Origin of the sequence: Paraburkholderia phytofirmans, assembly GCF_046028095.1 — a bacterium.
Lineage (GTDB): Bacteria > Pseudomonadota > Gammaproteobacteria > Burkholderiales > Burkholderiaceae > Paraburkholderia > Paraburkholderia phytofirmans_A.
The window spans coordinates 313,106-335,107 of sequence record NZ_JAQQDJ010000008.1; the positions used below are offsets into that span (position 1 = coordinate 313,106).

A 22,002-nucleotide genomic window follows, 5' to 3' on the forward strand; every position below is an offset into this window, starting at 1 on the left:
CCTGGACCCTCGCTCCGGCCCTGCAGAATGCGCCGCTGCCCGCGCGGTGTCTATTGATATCCTGCCTACAATTGGCTGTCATTGGTGCTAACACGCATATCATCGGGAATGATTCAACGCATCAATAATCAATATTAGAAGTTATAGGCCGATCTCGTTACGCTTCCATCATCAACTGGCAGTCCGCTTCGGACATGAAGCCGGGGCACGGATGGAGACGTAAATGAATACTCGCGATGCCGCATCGCACGGTACTTTCCACCTGACGTGGGCTCGCCCGACCGGCGCACCCACGCTGCGCGACTGGCTGGCGCATCTGGCCCGCACTGAGCGGGTAGCCACGATCGACCAACCGGTGGCGCTCGAACACGAGCTTGCCGCAATTGCCAGGCGCCTCGACGGCACGCAAGCCGCGTTCTTCACGAAACCGGGCGGACACGACGTGCCGGTGGTCAGCGGTTTCATGTCGCGCCGCGCCTGGATCGCCGAAGCGATGGGCGTGGCCGAGACCGATCTGCTGACGCGCTTTCGCGACGCGGCCGATCAGCCGGTTCCCTCGAAGGAAATTCCACGCGCCGAAGCGGCCTGCCAGCAGGTCGTGCATACCAGCGGCATCGACCTTCACAAGCTGCTGCCGATTCCCACGCACAGTGAACACGACAACGGGCCGTACATTACCGCGGGTCTCGTGATCGCGCGTAATCCGCGCACCGGCGTGCAGAACGTGTCGATCAACCGCATTCAGGTGCATGGGCCCGACCGCATGGCGATCCTGCTGCTGCCGCGCCACTTGTACGCATTCCAGAAAGCCGCTGAAGAAGCGGGCGATGCGCTCGACGTCGCCATCGCGATCGGCGTCGATCCGCTGACGATGCTCGCCTCGCAAGCCATTTCCCCAATCGATTCGGATGAACTGGAAATCGCCGGCGCGCTGCATGGTGCGCCGCTGCCGGTGGTCAAGTGCGTGAGCAACGGCGTGAATGTGCCGGCCTTCGCGGAGATCGTGATAGAAGGGCGCATTCTGCCCAACGTGCGCGAACCGGAAGGCCCGTTCGGCGAATTCCCCAAGTACTACAGCGCGCAGGAAGCGCGTGAAGTGATCGAAGTCACCGCGGTGACGCATCGCGAGAAGCCGATCTTTCATACGATCGTGCCGGCGGAAATGGAGCATCTGCTGCTCGGCGCGATTCCGCGCGAGGCGACTCTGCTCGCGCATCTGCAACGTAGTCATCCTAACGTGAAGGACGTGCATCTTTCCGTGGGCGGCGTGTGCCGATATCACCTGTGGGTGCAGTTCGAGAAGAAGCGCGAAGGCGAAGCGAAGAACGTGATTCTGTGCGCGTTCGGCGCGCACTACGACATCAAACAGGTGGTCGTGGTCGATACCGATGTGGACGTGCACGATCCGGCCGAAATCGAATGGGCCATCGCCACGCGCTTCCAGGCCGATCGCGATCTGGTCGTGATCGAAGGCGCGCAAGGTTCGCCGCTCGATCCGTCGACCACCGTCGGTCAGCCGGAAGACGCGCCGCCGCATTTGCAAGGCGTGAGCGCGAAGATGGGACTCGACGCCACGCGGCCGGTGGTGTATCCGTCGCACGTGTTCACACGTGTGCGCATTCCGGGCCAGGACACGGTGGATCTGGACGCACTCGTCGCCGCCGACAACACCGCGTTCGACACCTATCTGGACGGCGCGCATGGCTGAGCACGCACAAAAGCCTCAGCGCATCGTCGTCGGCATCTCCGGCGCGAGCGGCGCGTTGATCGGCGTGCGTCTGCTTGCGGCGTTGCGCCGCCTCGGCTCGCACGAGACGCATCTGATCGTATCGGCCTCCGGCGCGGTCACGGCGGCGCAGGAACTCGGCATGACGCGCAGCGACCTCGACAGTCTCGCCGACGTGGTCTACAACGTGCGCGACATCGGCGCTGCGGTGGCGAGCGGTTCGTTCATCACGGCCGGCATGGTGATCGCGCCGTGCTCGATGAAGACGCTCGCGGGCGTGGCTCATGGTTTCGCCGACAACCTGCTCACGCGCGCCGCCGATGTGATGCTCAAGGAACGCCGCCGGCTCGTGCTGGTCGCGCGTGAAACGCCGCTCAATCTTGCGCATCTGCGCAACATGACTTCCGTGACGGAGATGGGCGGGATCGTGATGCCGCCGGTGCCCGCTTTCTACGCGCATCCGAAGACTATCGAGGACGTGGTCGATCACACGGTAGGGCGCATTCTCGATCTGTTCGGTATCGAGCATCGCGAGATCGCGCAGCGCTGGAGCGGGCTTGCCGATGAATTCACGCAGCGCCGCTCGGGAGTGGACGAATGAATCAGCGCGACTTGCTTCACACTGGCGACACCGCGACGCATGAACGCGAACCGGAACTGGATAAACGCCCGCAGCGCCATCTCGGCCGTCCGATGGAGCGTCTGGAAGATCCCGCGATTCTCGCCGGCCGTGGCCGTTACGGCGACGACATCGGCATCCGTCCGGGCACGCTGCACGCCGCGATCCTGCGCTCGCCGCACGCGCATGCGGAACTGGTGTCGATCGATACCGACGCGGCTTCGAAACTGCCCGGTGTCCACGCGATCCTGACACGCGACGACCTGCGCGCCTGGTCGCGGCCTTTCGTGGTCGGCGTGAAATCGCCGATGGAACAGTGGGCGCTGGCGATGGACCGCGTGCGCTATGTCGGCGAACCGGTAGCGGTAGTGCTGGCGCAATCGCGCGCCATCGCCGAAGACGGTCTCGATCTGCTCAAGGTCGAGTACGCGACGCTCGATCCGGTCACTTCGATCGAACAGGCGGCGAGCGATGAGTCGCCGGTATTGCACGAGAAAGTGGGCAGCAACGTGATCAGCGACCGGCACTTCCGCTACGGCGAGCCGGAAGCCGCGTTCGAGCAAGCGCCGCATCGCGTGAAACTGGTCGCGCATTATCCGCGCAATACCTGTGCGCCGATCGAATGCGGCGTAGTCATCGCCGAGTATCTGGCGGGCGACGAAGGCTACGACGTCACGTCGAATTTCATGGGCCCGTTCTCGTTGCACGCGGTGATGGCGATGGCGCTGAACGTGCCGGCCAACCGTCTGCGCCATAAGGCGCCGCGCGATTCGGGCGGCAGCTTCGGCGTGAAGCAGGCGGTGTTTCCATACGTCGTGCTGATGTGCCTCGCTTCGCGCAAGGCCGGTGCGCCGGTGAAATGGGTCGAGGACCGGCTCGAACATCTGAGCGCAGCCACCTCCGCGACCGCGCGTTTCTCGACGCTCGAAGCCGCCGTGGAAAGCGACGGCCGCATCACGGCGCTCTCCTACGATCAACTTGAAGATTGCGGCGGCTATCTGCGCGCGCCGGAACCGGCCACGTTCTACCGCATGCACGGCTGCCTGACCGGCGCGTATGCGATCGACAATCTGCTGGTGCGCAACCGCGTGGTGCTGACCAACAAGACGCCGACGGGTCTGGTGCGCGGTTTCGGCGGACCGCAGGTGTACTTCGCGCTCGAACGGCTGATGCAGCGCATCGCGCTCGAACTGAAACTCGACGTGCTCGACGTGTACCGCCGCAATTTCGTCGCTGCCGATGCGTTCCCGTATCGCGCCGCAGCGGGCGCGCTGCTCGACTCGGGCAACTATCAGGAAGCGCTGCGCCGCGCGCTGGCCGAAGGCGGTTATGACGAACTGCGCGCGCGCCGCGACGCGGCACGCAAGGAAGGGCGGCTGTACGGGATCGGCTTCGCGGCGATCGTCGAGCCGTCGGTGTCGAACATGGGTTACATCACGACCGTGATGCCCGCCGAGGCGCGCAAGAAAGCCGGACCGAAGAGCGGCGCGATCGCCAGCGCGACCGTGAGCGTCGATCTGCTCGGCGGCGTGGTGGTGACGATTGCATCGACGCCCGCGGGTCAGGGGCATATGACGGTGTGCGCGCAAGTGGTCGCGGACGTGCTCGGCGTGTCGCCGCAGGATGTGGTCGTCAATGTCGAATTCGATACGCACAAGGACGCGTGGTCGGTGGCGGCGGGCAATTATTCCAGCCGCTTTGCCGGCGCGGTGGCGGGCACGGTGCATCTCGCCGCCGTGCGCGTACGCGACAAGATTTCACGCATCGTGTCGAAACAGTTGGGCTGCGCGCCGGACGATATCTGCTTTGAAGAAGGCCGCATCTTTGCAAAGGGCGCCGAGGATCGCGCGCAGCCGTTCGGCCGCGTCGCCGCCAATGCGCCGCATTGGGCGCCCGCGCTGTTGCCCGAAGGCGAGGAACCCGGCCTGCGCGAGACCGTGTTCTGGAATCCGCCGAACATGGCGGCGCCGGACGAGAACGACCGCGTCAATACCTCGGCGGCCTACGGTTTTGCTTTCGACATGTGCGGCGTCGAAGTGGATCGCGCCACCGGCCGCGTGCGGATCGACCGCTACGTCACCGCGCACGACGCCGGCACGCTGCTCAACCCGGCGCTCGCCGACGGCCAGATTCGCGGCGCCTTCGCGCAAGGACTCGGCGCGGCGTTGATGGAGGAGTTTCGTTACGGCTCGGACGGCAGCTTCCAGTCGGGCACGCTCGCCGACTATCTGATGCCGACCACCTGCGAAGTGCCCGATCCGGTGATCGTGCATCTGGAAACACCGTCGCCGTTCACGCCGCTCGGCGCGAAGGGGCTCGGCGAAGGCAACAACATGAGCACGCCGCCGTGCATCGCGAACGCAGTGGCGGATGCGCTAGGTGTCGACGATATCCGCTTGCCGCTGACGCCTTCGAAGGTGATGGCGCTGATCGGCATCGACGATCCGGAGCCGTCGCGTCCTGAGTTCCGTGAAGCGGCCGCCGCCAAACCGGCGAGCCCGGGTAGCGGCAAGGCGCTCACCGCGCAAGGCAGCGTTGACTTGCCTGCGTCGCCGGAAGCGATTTTTGCCGTGCTGCTCGACCCGAACGCGCTCGCCAAAGTGATACCCGGCTGCCACGCGCTCGAAGCCGAAGGCACGAATCAGTATCGGGCCGACGTGACGGTCGGCGTCGGCATGATCAAGGCGCGTTTCGAAGCGAAGATCGGCCTGTCGGAAATCGACGCGCCGCATCGGCTGCGTCTGGCGGGCGCGGGCATGTCGTCGCTCGGCAGCGCGCGCGGCAGCGGCCTCGTCGAACTGACGCCGATCGACACCGGCACGCGTCTTTCCTACGACTATGAAGCCCAGGTGTCGGGCAAGGTCGCGGCAGTGGGCGGACGCATGCTCGAAGGCGCGGCCAAGGTCGTGTTGCGGCAACTGTTCGAATCGCTCGGCCGTCAGGCGGCGTGCAAGCCGGTTCACACCGGCGGCTCGTGGCTCTCGCGCCTCTTGGCCCGTTTCAGGAGACAGGCATGAAACCCGCGCCGTTCGATTATCTGCGCGCCATGACAACGCAGCATGCGCTCGATGCCCTCGCGCAAAGCGGCGAGGACGCCCGCGTGCTGGCCGGCGGCCAGTCGCTGATGGCGGTGCTGAACATGCGGCTCGCGCAGCCGCATATGTTGATCGATATCTCGCGCACCGACGAGCTGAAATCGGTGCGCGTCGATCACAAGGCCGGCTTGCTGGTGGTGGGCGCGGCGGCGACGCAAGGCAGCGTCGAATGGCGCGAAACGCTGCGCGACGAAGTGCCGTTACTGGCGATGGCGTTCCCGCACATCTCGCACTTCCAGATCCGCAATCGCGGCACGGTGTGCGGCTCGGTGGCGCATGCCGACCCGAGCGCGGAACTGCCGCTGGTACTCGCCGCGCTCGGCGGCGACGTGCTGCTGCGCTCGAAAAAGAAACACCGCGTGCTGCGTGCCAGCGAGTTTTTCCAGGGCATGTTGATGACCGCGCGCGAGCCGGACGAACTGGTCGAAGCCGTACGCTTTCCGCTCAGGCGGCCAGGCGAGCGCTACGGCTTCACGGAATTCTCCGCGCGCCACGGCGACTTCGCGATGGTCGCCTGCGCGGCCGTCGTGACGAACGATTCGATCCGCCTCGCGGTGGGCGGCGTCGCGGACCGGCCGGTGGTCGAGCAATGGCCGCGTCTGCGTGACGAGGATCTGCGCAGCGCATTGAACGATTTGAGCTGGAAGCTGGGCGCGCAGGACGACGCGCATATCAGCGCGGCATACCGCCGGCATCTGGTCCGGCAACTGGGATGGCGCGTGATCGAGGAGGCGAAGTGAGCAATACATCGAACGGCAATGTCGTGCACGTGATGCGGCAGGGCGAACGGCAATGCGTCACGCTGACGCTCAATGGCCGTGAACGCAGCGGCTATTGCGAGCCACGCGAACTGCTGTCGGATTTCATCCGTCATGAACTGGGCGCGACCGGCACGCACGTCGGCTGCGAGCACGGCGTGTGCGGCGCGTGCACGGTGCACGTGGACGGCGTGGCAGGGCGCTCGTGCCTGATGCTGGCGGTGCAGGCCGATGGCCGCCGCATCGACACCGTGGAGGGACTCGCGCCCGACATGCAACTCGGCGATCTGCAGCAGGCGTTCCAGCGGCATCACGCGTTGCAGTGCGGCTTCTGCACGGCCGGGATACTGATGTCGTGCGCGGACTATCTGCGGCGCGTGCCCGATCCGAGCGAAGCCCAGGTTCGCGACATGCTCTCGGGTCACCTGTGCCGCTGTACGGGCTATACGCCGATCGTCGCCGCGGTGCTCGACGTGGCGGCACGGCGCCGGCAAGGCCACGCGGCTAGCGAAACCGTGGAGGCCGCTCATGCTTGACCTCGGCCGAACCTTTTTACAGAGCGTGGAACGCAGCCCCAATGCGCTCGCTCTCGTCGACGGTGAACTGACGCTGACGTACGCGCAGTGGCACCGGCTCATCGTGAAGGTGGCCGAAGGTCTGCGCGGTCTGGGTCTCGCACATGGCGACCGCTTGCTGGTGGTACTGCAGAACCGCTGGGAAATGGCGACCCTGCATTGGGCCTGCCAGTTCGCGGGCGTGGTGATCGTGCCGCTGAACTGGCGCGCGAAACCCGATGAACTCGAATACTGCGTGACCGACGCCGGCGTGAAAGCCATCGTGTACGAACCGGTGTGCGCCGACGCCGTCGCGCAGAGTCCCGCAGCGCAACGTCTGCCGCGTATCGGTCTCGACGACGTGCAAGGCCGCACCGCGAGCTTCGAAACGCTGATGGCGCAAGGCACGCCGGACGCGCTGAACGCCGGGCACACCCGCGCGAATGCCGACGACTACTCGCTGATTCTCTACACCTCGGGCACCACCGGCAAGGCGAAAGGCGTGCCGCGCCGGCATCGGCATGAACGCGCCGCCGCGCTCGCGCATGTCGCGCAGAATCTGTACGGCCACGGCGAACGCACGCTCGGCGTGATGCCGCTTTATCACACCATGGGCGTGCGCTCGCTGCTCTCGATGGCGCTGGTGGACGGCCTGTTCGTCTGCGTGCGCCGCTGGAATGCGCGCTTCGCACTCGATGCGATCGCGCAGCACAAGCTCACCTGCCTCTACCTGGTGCCGACGCTGTATCACGATCTGCTGGCCGATCCGGCTTTCGCGTCGACGGATACGTCCACGGTGAAGAAGCTCGGTTTCGCCGGCGCGCCGATGAACGACGGTTTGCTCAAGCGCCTCTCGGCGGCGTTCGAACCGGACCTGTTCGTCAATCACTACGGCTCGTCCGAGGTCTACACCTTCAGCATCGATCAGGATGCCACACGAAAACCGGGCAGCGCGGGACGCGCAGGCATCAATACGCGTTTGCGCGTGGTCAGGCTCGACGCGCTTACGCCCGAAGATCTGGCGCAAGTGGGCGAAGAAGGCCAGATCATCGCGGACCTGCTTGGCGACGAAGCCTTCGAAGGCTACTGGAAGCGTCCCGACGCGAACGCCAAATCGTTGCGCGACGGCTGGTACTTCACGGGCGACACCGGTTTCTTCGACGCCGAAGGCGACCTGTACGTATCGGGCCGCGTCGACGACATGATCATCAGCGGCGGCGAGAACATCTCGCCGGTCGATATCGAGTCGGTGCTGTCGCTGCACCCCGCGGTCGACGAGGTCGCGGTGGCCGGCGTGAAGGACGAGCGCTGGGGCCAGCGCGTGGTCGCCTTCGTCAAGCGCAGCGTCTACGTCGATGCCGAGACGCTCGACGCGCACTGCCGCACCTCCGACCTCGTGAACTTCAAGCGTCCGCGCGAATACGTGTTCGTCGACGACATACCGAAGTCCCCGGTCGGGAAAATTCTGCGCCGCAAGCTGTCCGCCGGCGAGTACCAGCGCGACGCTCAAGGCGAAGCCATTGCACCTCACACGGAAACCACCAAGGAGTAACTCATGACCGATTTGACCCACCGCGGCCAGAGCCTGCTGCAGGACCTCGACGGCTTTTCCATCGAGATCGACGCGCAGCGCGAGCGGGCCGACATCATTCTGCACCGGCCGCCGTTTAACGTGATTTCGATGCATGCGCGCGACCAGTTGCGCGCCGCCTTCGAAGCGCTCGACGAAGACCCGCGCGTGCGCGTGATCGTCGTGCGCGCCAAAGGCGAACATTTTTCGAGCGGCGGCGACATCAAGGGCTTTCTCGAAGCGTCGCCCGAGACCGTGTCGAAGCTCGCCTGGAACATCGCCGCACCCGCGCGCTGCTCGAAGCCTGTGATCGCCGCGAACCGCGGTTTCTGCTTCGGTGTTGGCTTCGAACTGTCGCTCGCGTGCGATTTCCGCATTGCCACCGACACCACGTTCTACGCGCTGCCGGAACAGAAACTCGGGCAGATTCCGGGTTCGGGCGGCTCGGCCCGTTTGCAGCAGATGGTCGGCATCGGCCGCACCAAGGACATCGTGATGCGCTCGCGCCGGATTCCGGGCAAGCAGGCTTACGAGTGGGGCATCGCGGTCGAATGCGTGGCCGACTCCGAACTCGAAGCGACGACCGACGCGCTGGTGGATGAATTGCGCGCGTTCTCGCCGCTCGCGCAACGCACCGCGAAGAAGCTGCTCAACGATACCGAGGACGCGCCGCTGTCGATCGCGATCGAACTCGAAGGGCATTGCTATAGCCGTTTGCGCACTTCGGATGATTTCCGCGAGGGCGTCGAGGCGTTTCACGGTAAGCGCAAGCCGGTGTTTCGCGGCAGTTGAGGCGGACGCCCGGCAAGGGCGAACCCAAATAAAGGAGACAGGTGTATGGAGCGCTTCGATTACGTGATCGTCGGCGGTGGATCGGCAGGGTGCGTGCTCGCGCATCGGCTGTCGGCAATCCCGTCGTTGCGCGTCGCGCTGATCGAAGCGGGCGCGGATACGCCGCCGGGCAAAGTGCCCGCGGCGATTCTCGACAGCTATCCGATGCCGGTCTTCTGCGGCGAGAAATACATCTGGCCGGAGCTGAAGGCGAGCGCCACCCGTACCGCCGCGCCGCGCGTCTACGAGCAGGGCCGCGTGATGGGCGGCGGGTCGAGCATCAACGTGCAGTCGGCCAATCGCGGCCTGCCGCGCGACTACGACGACTGGGCCGCCAACGGTGCAAGCGGCTGGGCATGGCAGGACGTGCTGCCGTATTTCCGCAAGCTCGAACGCGATGTGAATTTTCCCGCCGGCGAACTGCACGGCAGAGACGGCCCGGTGCCGATTCGCCGAATTCTGCCGGCATACTGGCCCGCGTTCTGCGATGCCTTCGCCTGCGGCATGCGGAAAAACGGTTTCGCGGCCCTCGAGGATCAGAACGCGGAATTTGGCGACGGCTATTTTCCCGGCGCGTTTTCAAACCTCGACGACCAGCGTGTATCGACCGCAATCGCCTATCTGGACGAAGCGACGCGTCAGCGCCGCAATCTGCACATCTATGCGGACTTGCGCGTCGAGTCGATCGTCATGGAGGGGCGTGTTGCGCGTGGCGTGGTCGCGGTGGAGCGCAGCGGTGCGCGCATCCGTTTCGACGCCAATGAAGTCGTGGTCAGCGCGGGCGCGTTGCAATCCCCCGCGTTGCTGATGCGGGCCGGCATCGGCGCGAAGTCGGAACTCGACGCGCTCGGCATCGACTGCAAGGTCGATCTACCGGGCGTGGGACGCAATCTGCAGGATCATCCGTCCCTCACGTTCTGTCATTTTCTCGAACGGCGTTTTCGCATGCCGCTGTCGCGCCGTCGCGCGAGTATGACGGCTGCGCGTTTTACCTCGGGCGTTGCGGGTTGCGACGAATCCGATCTGTATCTCTCGAGTGCGACGCGCGCTGCATGGCATGCGCTCGGCAACCGGCTCGGTTTGTTTTTTCTCTGGTGCAACCGGCCTTATTCGCGCGGCCGTGTGCAACTCGTATCCGCTGATCCAACCGTGGCGCCGCGCGTCGATCTGAATCTGCTCGACGATCCGCGCGATCTCGCGCGCCTCGCGTACGGCGTGCGGATGCTGACGAAGATCGTCGAGGCGTCCGGTCTCGGCGACAACCCGCGCGACTTTTTTCCGGCCGCGTTTTCGCCGCGTGTGAAAGCGCTGAGCCGCGTCGGCAAGGGCAATGCGGCGCTGACTTCGCTGCTCGGCATGCTGCTCGATACACCCGCGCCGTTGCGGCGTCTGCTGATCGAGCGTTTCTTCACGCGGGGCCAGCGCATGTCCGCGCTGCTCGCCGAGCCGGGCGCGCTCGAAGACTTCATCCGCGCCAACGTGTTCGGCGTTTGGCACGCGAGCGGTACTTGCCGGATAGGCGACGCGCATGACGTCATGGCCGTAACCGACTCCATTGGCAACGTGCACGGCGCACTCGGCCTGCGAGTGGTCGACGCCTCGCTGATGCCGCGGCTGCCCTCGGCGAACACGAATATCCCGACCATCATGATGGCCGAAAAAATCGCCGACGCGATGCTCGCGCGGCGCGAGACGAATGCTGCATCGAATACGGCGCCGCTCACCACGGCGTCGCCATAGGGTTTCTTAACACCACCAAGAGCACGTGCAATAGAACGTGCCTCAAAACGGGGCGATCGAGAGACGCCCCGCTGATAGTCAAGGAGATGACGATGTCCGTAGCAGCGCAAAATGGCGCCGCCTTGCCCGCGGTTGACCAGCGACAAGTGATGGGTGCGGTAATGGCCTCGTGCCTCGGCTGGGCACTGGATCTGTTCGATCTGTTCGTGTTGCTGTTCGTCGCGCCAGTGGTCGGGCGGCTGTTTTTCCCATCCGAGCACGCAATGCTCTCGCTCGCGGCGGTGTATGCGTCGTTTGCCGTGACGCTGCTGATGCGCCCGCTGGGTTCGGCATGGTTCGGCTCGTACGCGGACCGGCATGGACGCAAGGGCGCGATGATCATCGCCGTGGTCGGCGTGGGCCTTTCCACTGCGGCGTTCGGCTTGCTGCCGACCGTCACGCAGGTGGGTCTCGTCGCGCCGATCCTGTTCCTCATGCTGCGGCTCGTGCAGGGCGTGTTCGTGGGCGGTGTGGTGGCGTCGACGCACACCATCGGCACCGAATCGGTCGCGCCGAAATATCGCGGCGCCGTGTCGGGGCTGATCGGCGGCGGCGGAGCGGGGCTCGGCGCGTTGCTCGCCTCGCTCACGTATCTGGCGATGTCGGCGCTATTCCCCGGCGCAGCGTTCGATGTATGGGGCTGGCGCTGCATGTTCTTCACCGGCATCATCAGCTCGGTGCTCGGCCTGTTCGTCTTCAGCAGCCTCGAAGAGTCGCCGCTGTGGAAGAAGCTCGCTGCCGATAAAGCCGCCAAGGCGGCCGCGCAGAATCTCGACACGCCGGTCGAAATCGTGCGCTCGCCGTTGCGCACGCTGTTTTCCCGCGACTATCGGTCGATCCTTCTGGTCAACCTGCTGCTGACCATCGGCGGCGGCAGCGGCTACTACCTGACCTCGGGCTATCTGCCCACCTTCCTCAAGGTGGTGAGCCACGCGCCGAACGGCGCGGCGGCGGGGATCCTGCTGATCTGCAGCGTGGCGGTGGTGATCGCGTCGGTGGCGGCGGGGCATCTGAGCACCTTTATCGGGCGCAAGAGCACTTTCATCTGGCTCGGCGTGATTCGCCTGTTCGCGTTGCCCGCGCTGTTCCTGCTGCTGCCCACCGCGCAGAGCATCACCATGATCGGCGTCTACGCGGTGATTCTCAGCGCGCTCGGCAGCGCGGGCTATGCGCCGATCCTGATCTTCCTGAACGAACGCTTCCCGACCGCGATTCGCGCGACCGGCACCGGGCTCTCGTGGAACATCGGCTTTGCGATCGGCGGGATGATGCCGACCGCCGTCTCGCTGGTGGCCAAAGACGCGAGCGAGTTGCCGATGACGCTGGCGATCTTCGTCGGGGCGATCAGCGTGATTTTCCTGATCGGCGCGTTCGTCGTGCCGGAAACGCGCGGCCGCCTCGAGCAGAGCGCGGTGCGCGAGCCGGTTTAACTCCCGGATGGGTCGGCGGGCACGCCGGTCGTCACCCGCCGGATCTCCTCGCCGATGATCTCGATCAGCGCGTGCGCCGCGGGCCCGATCGGCCGCTTCGGATGGCTCACGCGGATGATGTGCCGCACGATCGGCGGCGACGTGATGGTGCGCGCGCACAGCACGCCTTCGTCGACCTTGCGCTGAACCACCACGCGCGGCAGGATCGTCGCGACGCTGCTCTGTTCGACGAACTGCACGATGGTGTTCAGCAGGTCGATCTCGAACTTCGGCTTGATGACCACGTCCGCGGCCAGGAGCGCCGCGTCCAGCACGCCGCGCAGGCCGTTGCGGCGGGTCGGCAGCACCAGCTCGATGTCGGCCAGTTGCGCGAGATCGACGGCCGGCGGCAGGTCGGGGCCTAGCGCGGCACTGGTCACCAGCACCATTTCCTCGTCGACCAGCGGCACCACGTCGAGCGTGAGGCGCCCGCGCGGCTTGTTGATGATGGCCGCATCCAGCCGGCCGGCTTCTACCGCGTCGATCAACTGCGCGCTGAAGCCGTCGGCGACCGACACTTCGACTTGCGGGAACATCGCGTTGAACCTGGCGAGCGACTCCGGCAGCACGCTTTCCGCCTCCGACGACACCATGCCGAGCGACACGCGCCCCGTCACGATCGCGTCCTGCCGGCTCAGCTGGTCGCGCGCCCGCTCGATGTCGCGCATGATCGGCGTGTACAGGCGGTACATCTGGCGCGCCGCGTCGGTCGGCGTCATGCCGTGCGGGCCGCGCTCGAAGAGTTTCTGGTGCAATTCGGTTTCGAGCTTCGAAATCTGCATGCTGAGCGCGGGTTGGACGATATTGAGCCGTTTCGCCGCGCGCGTGACGGAGCCGTCTTCGAAAAGCGCGATGAAATAGTGGATTTGCTTGAGGTCCATGAAGCGCGGGTGCGGAGGCGGGAAGGGGAGAAGGACGGCGGAAAGCGCCGCAAACATCGAGTTTATACGCAGCGCGCCGGGCGTACGCGCAAGCCTGCGTGCGCGCTCGCGCGGCGTCGTCACGAACGGGTTTCCTTACGCTGCTACAATCTCGTCTTTCTCGATCGATTGTGCGCTATGGGTTTCGAACAACTCGCTGAACTGAAGAAGCAACTGGCCGCGGCTCGCCGCGAGGCTGCGCCTGCCGCGAAGTCCGGCGCCAAGCCTGCTTCGAAGGACGCATCCAAGCCGGCCAGGGACGCTTCCAAGCCCGCTGCCAAAGATGCGGCCAAGCCGGGCGCGAGGCCTGCCCGCAAGCCCGCGCCGCCGCGCCGTGCCGCGCCCGCAGCCGCCTCCGACGCCAAACCGGCGGTGGATGCGAAGCCGGTGGACCCGGTGGTGAAATCGATCGGGCGGCTGCAGAAGCGCTTCCCCATTGCGTTCCCCAAGAATCCGGCGCCCAAGCTGCCGCTCAAGGTCGGTATTTTCGAAGACCTCGTGGTGCACGCCAAGGACTTGTCGCTGAGCGAAGCAGAGTTGCGCGACGCGATCAAGACGTGGTGCCGTGGCAGCCGCTACTGGAAATCTCTGGTGGAAGGCGCGGCGCGCGTCGATCTGACGGGCGCGGAGGCCGGTAAGGTCACGGCGCAGGAGGCCGCCGGTGCGCAGCGTCTGCAGGCGCATCGCGCGGGCAGGGGTGCGGCGAAGGCGGCAGCCGGCGCGGCGAATGCGACCGGCGAGGCAGGCGCGGAAGCGGCGGCCGAGGTAGTCGCGCAAGCGTCCACCGAGACAGCCGCGCAGCCGAACGCTGAAGCCGCCGCGCAAGCCAGTGCCGAACCGTCCGACTCACCCGCCACCCGCGAAGCGTAAAACCCGCCACGCCGCCTAGGCGTGGCTGCCTTGCCGCGGCGCAGCCCCCAGCCGGCTGCGCACGAAGCCGACGTGTTCGCGCAGCACATAGAACGCGTCGGCGTAAGCGAGCGGCATGCGCAGCCGATTCAACGAATCCTCGATCTGATCCAGTTCCGCGAAGAGCCGCTTGCGCTCCTCGTCGGTCGAATCGGCGAGCGCGCCGCGTTCGATCGCAATCAGCGAACCGTAGTAGCGATAGATGCGCGAGCGCACCCGCCAGCGGTAGAGCGCGGGAATCAGGCGCATGGCCGGGAACAGCAGCACGGCCATCGGCAGCAGCAGAACCAGCGTACGGTCGCCGATGCTCGCCAGCCAGAACGGCAGCGTGCGGTACAGAAAGCTCTTGCCCGTCTTGTAGTAACGCTGCGCGTCCTCGCTGATCTGATATTCACGCGCGACCGGACTCGGAAATTCTCCCGCTCGCTGCAGCAGCCCCGGCATGCCATGCACTTCCTGCGCCGCCTCGATCAGCAGATCGGAAATAGCCGGATGCAGCGTGGTGCGGGCCACCAGCTCGACGGTCGGGCTGATCAGATGCACCGTTTCCGGCGGAATCCGGCGCTTCAGATCCAGCACGCCGGCCGGCAGGTCGATCTGGTCCAGATAGGGAAAAAGACGCGTATAGGCGCTCGCCTCCGCGAAGTTCATCACCGACACGCCGGGCACCTTGAGCAGGCGCAGCATTAATCCGCGCGTGGCCGAGTCGCCGTTCAGGATCGCCGCATCCACGTCGCCCGCCACCAGCTGGGTGGCGGCTTGCAGGCCGTCGCTCGGGACCAGCGTGGTGTCGCCGCCCGGCTCGATGCCGTTCGCATCCAGCAGTTTGAGCGCCAGCATGCGCGTGCCGCTGCCTTCGCGGCCCACGGCGATCCGTTTGCCTTCCAGTTGCGAAAGCTGACTCAAGCCCGAGCCGCGATAGAACACCACCACCGGAATATAGAAAACGCTGCCGAGCGACATCAGCGACGAGGTGTCGAGGCCGTCGGCCACGCCGCCTTGCACGAGCGCGACGTCGACGCGCTGCTTCGGGTCCAGCAGACGTTGCAGGTTCTGCACGGAGCCGTCGGACTCCAGCACGTTCAGCTTGATGCCGTTGCGGGCGAGGATTTTCCTGTACTGCTCGGCGGCGACGAAAAACGAGCTGTCATGCGGCCCGGCGCTCAGGGTGATCGTCTTGGGCGGCGCCGGATCGACCAGCCAGACGGCGAGTGTGACCATGAGTATGATGAGGGCCGCCACGACGGCATAGAGCAGAGTATGGTCGCGCCACTCGGCATGCGGCTCTTCGCCGGGAAACTGCGGGGGACGCGGGCGCTGCGGTTTCATGGACACTCCGTGCCGGGAGCCGGGATGAAACGCATTGTCCACTGTCCGTGGCGGGTTTGCCGTCGGCAGTTTGCTCTATTGACCGTGGCATAATCCGCGACAGCTTCCCCATCGTGTCGCCGGGCGCATCGTGAGTCGTTTCTATCGGAAGATCGGCAGTTGGCTGGGATTGTTCGCGATCCTGATGGCCACGCTCGCGCCGACCATCTCGCACACGCTCGCCGCGCGCGCCGATGAAAGCGCCATGTCGGACGAGCATTGCGATATGCCGTCGATGGCGTCGATGGGGGCGATGGACTCCATGCAGACGGACATGCCAGACGCGTCGTCTGTCACGTCGAGCGTGCCCGATCAGGCAGCCGACAAACACACCGGCCACACCGCTATGTCCGACGGCGACGCCTGCGGATATTGCAGCCTGCTCGCCCACATGCCGGCCGTGCCGAGCGTCGAGGCGCTGTTCGTCGTCACCGTCCGCGCTTTGCAGCACACCGTCGCGACCCGCTTCGAAAGCGTGCGCCGCGTCGAGCCGCTCACTTTCGCGCAACCCCGCGCCCCTCCGTCCGCATCCTGATTCGAGTCACCACGGCGCGATGCATCGAATGCATCGCGGCTGCCGCCGCACGTCCCTGTCGACTGTGCGCGCCGGCATTGTCACGACCCATGAAACAGGATCAACCATGCGTATCCACTCAACGCCCCGTGCGCAACCGCTGCGCTCGGCGGCGCTTCTCGTCGCTACTGCCGGCGCATTGCTGTGCGCGCCAACGTTTGCCGGCGCCCACGCCATCGCGGGCAACCGCGTTTTCCCAGCGACGATGGCTGTCGACGACCCCGGCGTCGGCGACGAAGCCAACCTCCAATTCGGCCACCAACGCGTGCCGGGCGACAACGGCGACCAGAGCATCAACACCTTCGACTTCGAGTACGACAAGCTGATCACGTCGCGGCTCGCGGTGTCCGTCGACGGCACGTATGCGATGCAGAACAACCCGCGGGCGCGCGGCTTCGACAACTTTGGCGTCGGCTTGAAGTACCTGCTGTACGTCAACGACGCGCACGAGTTCATGACCTCGGTCGGCGTGGATGCCGAACTCGGCGGCACGGGCAGCCGCGCGATCGCCGACAACTTCTCGACGATCTCGCCGACGGTTTACGTCGGCAAGGGCATGGGCGATCTGCCCGAGTCGCTCGCGTATCTGCGGCCGATCGCGATCACCGGCGAAGCGGGTCCGGCGCTGACCACCGGCGCGGGACAGCCGAACGCCTTCAACTACGGCTTCACCGTCCAATACAGCTTGCCGTATCTGCAGCAGCACGTGCGCGATGTCGGTCTGCCGCAACCGTTCGCCAATCTGATTCCGCTGGTGGAAATTCCGTTATCGCGCAGCCAGGGGCAGACGACCGGCACGGTCAATCCGGGCTTCATCTGGATCAACCGTTATGGGCAGTTCGGCGTGGAAGCGCAAATCCCGATCAATCGTGCGAGCGGCTCGCATGTGGGCATTCTGGTCCAGGCGCATATCTTCTTCGACGACGTCGCACCGACCACGATCGGCAAACCGCTGTTCCAGTAAAGCAGGAGAGTGATGATGAATGACACGATGAAACCTGCACGTTTGCGTGGCACACACGCCGTGGCGAAACTGGCGGCGCTGTTCGTGGGCCTTGCATTCGCCAGCGCGGCTTTCGCGCATGTGTTCCCGCAGAAGCAGGAGCCAGGAGCCGGCGCGACGGTGGCCTCACCCGCGCAGGTGCGGGTGACGTTCGACGGCCCGCTCGAAGCGGCGTTCAGTTCGCTGACGGTGACCGACGCGAGCGGCAAGCAGGTCAACACGGAGAAGGCCACAGTCGATGAGCATCAGCGGGCATTGATCACGGTGCCGCTGCCGACGCTCGCGGCTGGTCACTACACGGTGCACTGGGTGGCCGTCGCGTCGGACGGACATCGCACCCATGGCGACTATGCGTTCAATGTGAAATAGCCTGAAGCGGTGATGCGCTGCGTCATCCATCGGGCGATGGCGCAGCGTCTGAAAAGGTCTATTATCGAAAAGAAGCTTTGAGCGCCTGGTTGTGCAAAGCAGCCGCCTTCGCCTTCGCTCCGAGGAGAAGAACACATGACGGAGTCCGTAAAGGCGTTCCCGACAGCGGCGCCGGGCCATCAGCGCCGGCGGATCGCCTGGCTCTACGCGTTGCTGCTGACCTTCAATCTCGCCGCATGGCTCGCGGCCTTCGTGGCGTTTCGCGGCTATCCGCTGCTGATGGGTTCCTGCCTGCTGGCTTATTCGCTCGGCTTGCGGCACGCCGTGGACGCGGACCACATCGCCGCCATCGACAACGTCACGCGCAAGCTCATGCAGTCCGGCCAGCGTCCGCTGACCGCAGGGCTGATGTTCTCGCTCGGCCATTCCACCATCGTCGTACTGGCGACGCTCGGCATTGCCGTTACCGCGATGGTCCTGCAAACCCGGCTGAGCGGATTCAGGGATACGGGCGCAATGATCGGCACGCTCGTGTCGACGTGTTTCCTGTATGCCATCGCGCTGCTGAACCTCATCGTGCTGCGCACCGTGCTGCGCGCGTTTCGGCGCGTGCGCCGCGGCGAGCCGTACGTCGACGAAGATCTCGACATGCTGCTTGCCAATCGCGGCTTTCTTGCTCGCATCTTCCAGCCGCTGTTTCGCCTGATCACACGAAGCTGGCATATGTACCCGCTCGGCTTTCTGTTCGGCCTCGGCTTCGATACCGCGACCGAAGTCGGCTTGCTCGGCATTTCCGCGGCGGGCGCCGCGCAAGGCATGTCGATCTGGTCGATCCTCGTGTTCCCGGTGCTGTTTACCGCGGGCATGACGCTGATCGATACCACCGACAGCATCCTCATGCTGGGCGTCTACGGCTGGGCCTTCGTTAAGCCGGTGCGCAAGCTCTACTACAACCTCACCATCACGACGATTTCGGTGCTGGTGGCGCTGCTGGTCGGCAGCATCGAAGGCCTTGGGCTCGCGGCCGGCAAGCTGCATCTGAATGGCGGATTCTGGCAGACCGTGGCGGTTCTCAACGATCACTTCGGCATGCTCGGCTATGCGATCGCCGGCGTTTTCGCGGCCGCATGGTTATTGTCCGCGGCGGTTTACAAGTGGCAGCGAGTCGGCGAAATGGAAATCCGTTCCTGATGACGGCGCATGAAAAATAAGCGTAGCCCCAACCCTTAGGGTCTATCGTCAGAGAATTGAACAGGGTGCGTGGATGCGGCTATCGCGGCGCGCGAAGTTTCGCGAAAAAGCCATGAAAATTGGGGTATTTCGTATCGCTGAACTATACTCGAACAAGTTTTTCGGGCTCATTGCGATGAGCACCATTCAAACGAAAACATGCAGCAAATCCGATCTTTTTAACCGCTCCCCACGCGGAAATTATCCCTGATCGATTGCTGGACACGTGACTGCCGTGCGGCGCTCGCCACGTATCTTTGCTTGTCCAAAAAGAACGTGAACGTAGTGGAGACACATCATGGCGGAAGCAGACAACGTCCCCTATGGGCGCAAGACTCAGCACGCGCCGGCCCTCAAGGAAGTGCACATCATCTGGATTACCGCGGGCCTCGGCTGCGACGGCGATTCGGTGTCCATCACCGCGGCCACCCAGCCGAGTATCGAGGACGTGATACTCGGCGCGATTCCCGGCTTGCCGAAGGTCCATCTACACAATCCCGTACTGGCGTACGAAAACGGCGACGAGTTTCTCAAGCCGTTTCATCAGGCCGCGCGTGGCGAGCTGGATAACTTCGTGCTGGTGATGGAAGGCTCGATTCCCAATGAGCGGATCAATCGCGAGGGCTATTGGGCCGCCCTGGGCACCGACCCTGACACAGGCGACCCGATCACCATTCCGCAATGGCTCGACCGGCTCGCGCCGCGCGCGCTGGCGGTGGTCGGCGCGGGAACCTGCGCGACGTATGGCGGCATTCACGCGATGCAAGGCAACCCGACCGGCTGCATGGGTCTCGCCGACTATCTCGGCTGGGACTGGAAGTCGAAAGCGGGCCTGCCGATCGTCAACGTGCCGGGCTGCCCGGTGCAGCCGGACAACTTCATGGAGACGCTGCTCTATCTGCTGTATCAGCTCGCGGGCCTCGCACCCATGATTCCGCTCGACGACGCGTTGCGGCCGAAGTGGCTGTTCACCCGCACCGTGCACGACGGTTGCGACCGGGCGGGTTCGTACGAGCAGGCGATCTTCGCGACCGAATACGGCAGCCCGAATTGCATCGTCAAGCTCGGCTGCTGGGGACCGGTCGTGCAATGCAACGTGCCCAAACGTGGCTGGATGGCGGGCATAGGCGGCTGTCCGAACGTGGGCGGCATCTGCATCGGCTGCACGATGCCGGGCTTTCCGGACAAGTTCATGCCGTTCATGGACGAGCCGCCCGGCGCGGTGCTGTCGTCGAATCTGATCAGGAGCTATGGCCCGCTGATCCGCAGCTTGCGCAAACTGACCAGAAACACGCTCAACGATGAGCCGAAATGGCGTCACAACCGTTCGGAACTCACCACCGGTTACCGTCGCTGAGCGGGCGGATTCGCGCAGTCAGTGTCGTCAGCATAGTCAGCAGGAGAAGGTCATGGCCGTCAGCACCGCACCTGAAGCGACCAGCACCACCCAGGCAGCGCCGGGCAAGCTGGTCGAAATGAACTGGGATCCGATTACGCGGATCGTCGGCAGTCTGGGGATTTACACCAAGATCGATTTTGCGAACCGACGGGTCGCGGAATGCTACAGCACGTCGTCGATCTTTCGCGGCTATAGCATTTTCATGAAGGGCAAGGACCCGCGCGACGCGCATTTCATCACGAGCCGGATCTGCGGCATTTGCGGCGACAATCACGCGACCTGCTCGGTCTACGCGCAGAACATGGCCTACGGCGTGAAGCCGCCGATGATCGCCGAGTGGATCGTCAATCTCGGCGAAGCGGCCGAATACATGTTCGACCACAACATCTTCCAGGACAATCTGGTGGGCGTGGACTTCTGCGAGACGATGGTCAAGGAAACCAATCCGGGCGTGTGGGCCAAGGCGCAGACAACACCCGCGCCGCATGCGGACAAGCACGGCTATAAAACCATCGCGGACATCATGACCGCGCTCAATCCGTTTACCGGCGAGTTCTACCGCGAGACGCTGATGGTGAGCCGCTACACGCGCGAAATGTTCTGCCTGATGGAAGGCCGCCACGTGCATCCGTCGACGCTGTATCCCGGCGGCGTGGGCACCGTGCCAACCATTCAGCTCTTTACCGACTACATCACGCGTTTGATGAAATACGTGGAGTTCATGAAGAAGGTCGTGCCGCTGCACGACGATCTGTTCGACTTCTTCTACGAGGCACTGCCCGGTTATGAAGAAGTGGGCCGGCGCCGTGTTCTGCTCGGCTGCTGGGGCTCGTTCCAAGACCCGAACGTGTGCGACTACAACTACAACACCATGACGCAATGGGGCCGCGGCATGTTCGTCACGCCGGGCGTGGTGGTGGATGGCGAGCTGATCACGACCGACCTCGTCGACATCAACCTGAACATTCGCATCCTGCTCGGCAGTTCCTATTACGACGATTGGGATCACGAAGAAACCTTCGTGAAGAACGACCCGCTCGGCAATCCGGTGGACCGCAAGCATCCGTGGAATCAGACCACGCTGCCGCATCCGCAGAAGCGCAAATTCGACGGCAACTATACGTGGGTCATGTCGCCGCGCTGGCTCGACAAGCGCACGGGCGACCACCTCGCGCTCGATACCGGCGGTGGTCCGATTGCGCGCCTGTGGTCTACGGCGTTGGCGGGACTGGTGGATATCGGCTATATCAAAGCGACCGGTCACAGCGTGAAGATCTATTTGCCGAAGACCGCGCTCAAGCCCGAAGTCGAATTCGAATGGAAGATTCCGAAGTGGAGCAATGCGATCGAACGCGATCGCGCCCGCACTTACTTTCAGGCTTATTCGGCAGCCGCGGCGCTGTATTTCGCCGAGCAGGCGCTCGCCGAATTGCACGCGGGCCGCACCCGCACGTTCAGCGATTTCACGGTGCCCGAAGAAGGCCTCGGCTGCGGCTTTCATGAGGCGGTGCGCGGCGTGCTCTCGCATCATCTCGTGATTCGCGAGGGCAAGATCGCCAACTATCATCCGTATCCGCCTACGCCATGGAACGCCAATCCGCGCGATATCTACGGCACGCCCGGACCTTATGAAGACGCGGTGCAGAACACGCCGATCTTCGAAGAGAACGGCCCCGACAAGTTCAAGGGCATCGACATCATGCGCGCGGTGCGCAGCTTCGATCCGTGCCTGCCGTGCGGCGTGCATATGTACGTGGGCAACGGCAAGACCATCGACGCCTCGCACTCGCCGACCTTCGGCGTGATGCAGGGAGCGCATACGTGAGCGC

18 protein-coding genes are annotated in these 22,002 nt (G+C 64.7%); 16 read left to right on the forward strand and 2 right to left on the reverse strand.

Annotation, left to right across the window (positions count from 1 at the left end; translation table 11 throughout):
* Positions 1-223: 223 nt before the first annotated feature.
* The 9 genes from PQR54_RS23385 (at position 224) to PQR54_RS23425 (ending at position 12,362) form a co-directional block, all read left to right on the forward strand.
* Positions 224-1,708, forward strand: coding sequence for a UbiD family decarboxylase (locus PQR54_RS23385; protein WP_408249767.1), 1,485 nt, complete (start codon positions 224-226; stop codon positions 1,706-1,708).
* On the forward strand, positions 1,701-2,327 hold the full coding sequence (locus PQR54_RS23390) for a UbiX family flavin prenyltransferase (protein WP_408249769.1): 627 nt from the start codon (positions 1,701-1,703) through the stop codon (positions 2,325-2,327). Before PQR54_RS23385 ends, PQR54_RS23390 begins: the two co-directional genes overlap by 8 nt.
* A complete protein-coding gene (locus tag PQR54_RS23395; RefSeq protein ID WP_408249771.1) occupies positions 2,324-5,362 on the forward strand; it encodes a xanthine dehydrogenase family protein molybdopterin-binding subunit in 3,039 nt (1,012 codons plus the stop codon). The genes PQR54_RS23390 and PQR54_RS23395 overlap by 4 nt, the downstream gene beginning before the upstream one ends.
* Complete coding sequence (locus PQR54_RS23400; protein ID WP_408249773.1) at positions 5,359-6,180, forward strand: FAD binding domain-containing protein; 822 nt, start codon at positions 5,359-5,361, stop codon at positions 6,178-6,180. Before PQR54_RS23395 ends, PQR54_RS23400 begins: the two co-directional genes overlap by 4 nt.
* Positions 6,181-6,212: 32 nt before the next feature.
* Positions 6,213-6,734 (forward strand): (2Fe-2S)-binding protein, encoded by a 522-nt coding sequence (locus PQR54_RS23405; RefSeq protein WP_408249932.1) that lies wholly within the window; start codon positions 6,213-6,215, stop codon positions 6,732-6,734.
* Positions 6,727-8,304 carry an AMP-binding protein gene (locus PQR54_RS23410; RefSeq protein WP_408249775.1) on the forward strand — a complete coding sequence of 526 codons (1,578 nt, stop codon included), beginning with the start codon at positions 6,727-6,729 and terminating at the stop codon, positions 8,302-8,304. The genes PQR54_RS23405 and PQR54_RS23410 overlap by 8 nt, the downstream gene beginning before the upstream one ends.
* 3 nt (positions 8,305-8,307) lie before the next feature.
* Positions 8,308-9,114 carry an enoyl-CoA hydratase/isomerase family protein gene (locus PQR54_RS23415; RefSeq protein ID WP_408249777.1) on the forward strand — a complete coding sequence of 269 codons (807 nt, stop codon included), beginning with the start codon at positions 8,308-8,310 and terminating at the stop codon, positions 9,112-9,114.
* 45 nt (positions 9,115-9,159) lie between these two features.
* Positions 9,160-10,893 carry a GMC family oxidoreductase gene (locus tag PQR54_RS23420; RefSeq protein WP_408249779.1) on the forward strand — a complete coding sequence of 578 codons (1,734 nt, stop codon included), beginning with the start codon at positions 9,160-9,162 and terminating at the stop codon, positions 10,891-10,893.
* Positions 10,894-10,985: 92 nt separating this feature from the next.
* Positions 10,986-12,362: an MFS transporter gene (locus PQR54_RS23425; RefSeq protein ID WP_408249781.1), complete on the forward strand. Its 1,377-nt coding sequence runs from the start codon at positions 10,986-10,988 to the stop codon at positions 12,360-12,362.
* Here the strand turns inward: PQR54_RS23425 and PQR54_RS23430 are convergent.
* Complete coding sequence (locus PQR54_RS23430) at positions 12,359-13,282, reverse strand: LysR family transcriptional regulator (protein WP_408249782.1); 924 nt, start codon at positions 13,280-13,282, stop codon at positions 12,359-12,361. The genes PQR54_RS23425 and PQR54_RS23430 overlap by 4 nt on opposite strands.
* Positions 13,283-13,459: 177 nt before the next feature.
* On the opposite strand from PQR54_RS23430, the gene PQR54_RS23435 reads away from it, so the two are divergent.
* On the forward strand, positions 13,460-14,191 hold the full coding sequence (locus tag PQR54_RS23435; protein WP_408249784.1) for a ProQ/FinO family protein: 732 nt from the start codon (positions 13,460-13,462) through the stop codon (positions 14,189-14,191).
* 15 nt (positions 14,192-14,206) lie between these two features.
* On the opposite strand, the gene PQR54_RS23440 is transcribed toward PQR54_RS23435, so the two are convergent.
* Positions 14,207-15,559 carry a TAXI family TRAP transporter solute-binding subunit gene (locus tag PQR54_RS23440; RefSeq protein WP_408249786.1) on the reverse strand — a complete coding sequence of 451 codons (1,353 nt, stop codon included), beginning with the start codon at positions 15,557-15,559 and terminating at the stop codon, positions 14,207-14,209.
* A 130-nt stretch (positions 15,560-15,689) separates the two neighbouring features.
* Between PQR54_RS23440 and PQR54_RS23445 the strand changes: the two genes are divergently transcribed.
* The 6 genes from PQR54_RS23445 to PQR54_RS23470 all read left to right on the forward strand — a co-directional run bounded on the left by PQR54_RS23445 (position 15,690) and on the right by PQR54_RS23470 (position 21,998).
* A complete protein-coding gene (locus PQR54_RS23445) occupies positions 15,690-16,133 on the forward strand; it encodes a DUF2946 domain-containing protein (RefSeq protein ID WP_408249788.1) in 444 nt (147 codons plus the stop codon).
* A 106-nt stretch (positions 16,134-16,239) separates the two neighbouring features.
* Positions 16,240-17,136 carry a hypothetical protein gene (locus PQR54_RS23450; protein WP_408249790.1) on the forward strand — a complete coding sequence of 299 codons (897 nt, stop codon included), beginning with the start codon at positions 16,240-16,242 and terminating at the stop codon, positions 17,134-17,136.
* Positions 17,137-17,151: 15 nt separating this feature from the next.
* A complete protein-coding gene (locus tag PQR54_RS23455; RefSeq protein WP_408249934.1) occupies positions 17,152-17,544 on the forward strand; it encodes a copper resistance CopC family protein in 393 nt (130 codons plus the stop codon).
* Between the two features lie 135 nt (positions 17,545-17,679).
* Positions 17,680-18,735: a HoxN/HupN/NixA family nickel/cobalt transporter gene (locus PQR54_RS23460; RefSeq protein ID WP_408249792.1), complete on the forward strand. Its 1,056-nt coding sequence runs from the start codon at positions 17,680-17,682 to the stop codon at positions 18,733-18,735.
* 337 nt (positions 18,736-19,072) lie between these two features.
* Positions 19,073-20,131: an NADH-quinone oxidoreductase subunit B family protein gene (locus PQR54_RS23465; protein WP_116117091.1), complete on the forward strand. Its 1,059-nt coding sequence runs from the start codon at positions 19,073-19,075 to the stop codon at positions 20,129-20,131.
* A 52-nt stretch (positions 20,132-20,183) separates the two neighbouring features.
* Entirely contained in the window at positions 20,184-21,998 is a 1,815-nt protein-coding gene (locus PQR54_RS23470; protein WP_408249795.1) for a nickel-dependent hydrogenase large subunit, read from the forward strand.
* Positions 21,999-22,002: the final 4 nt, after the last annotated feature.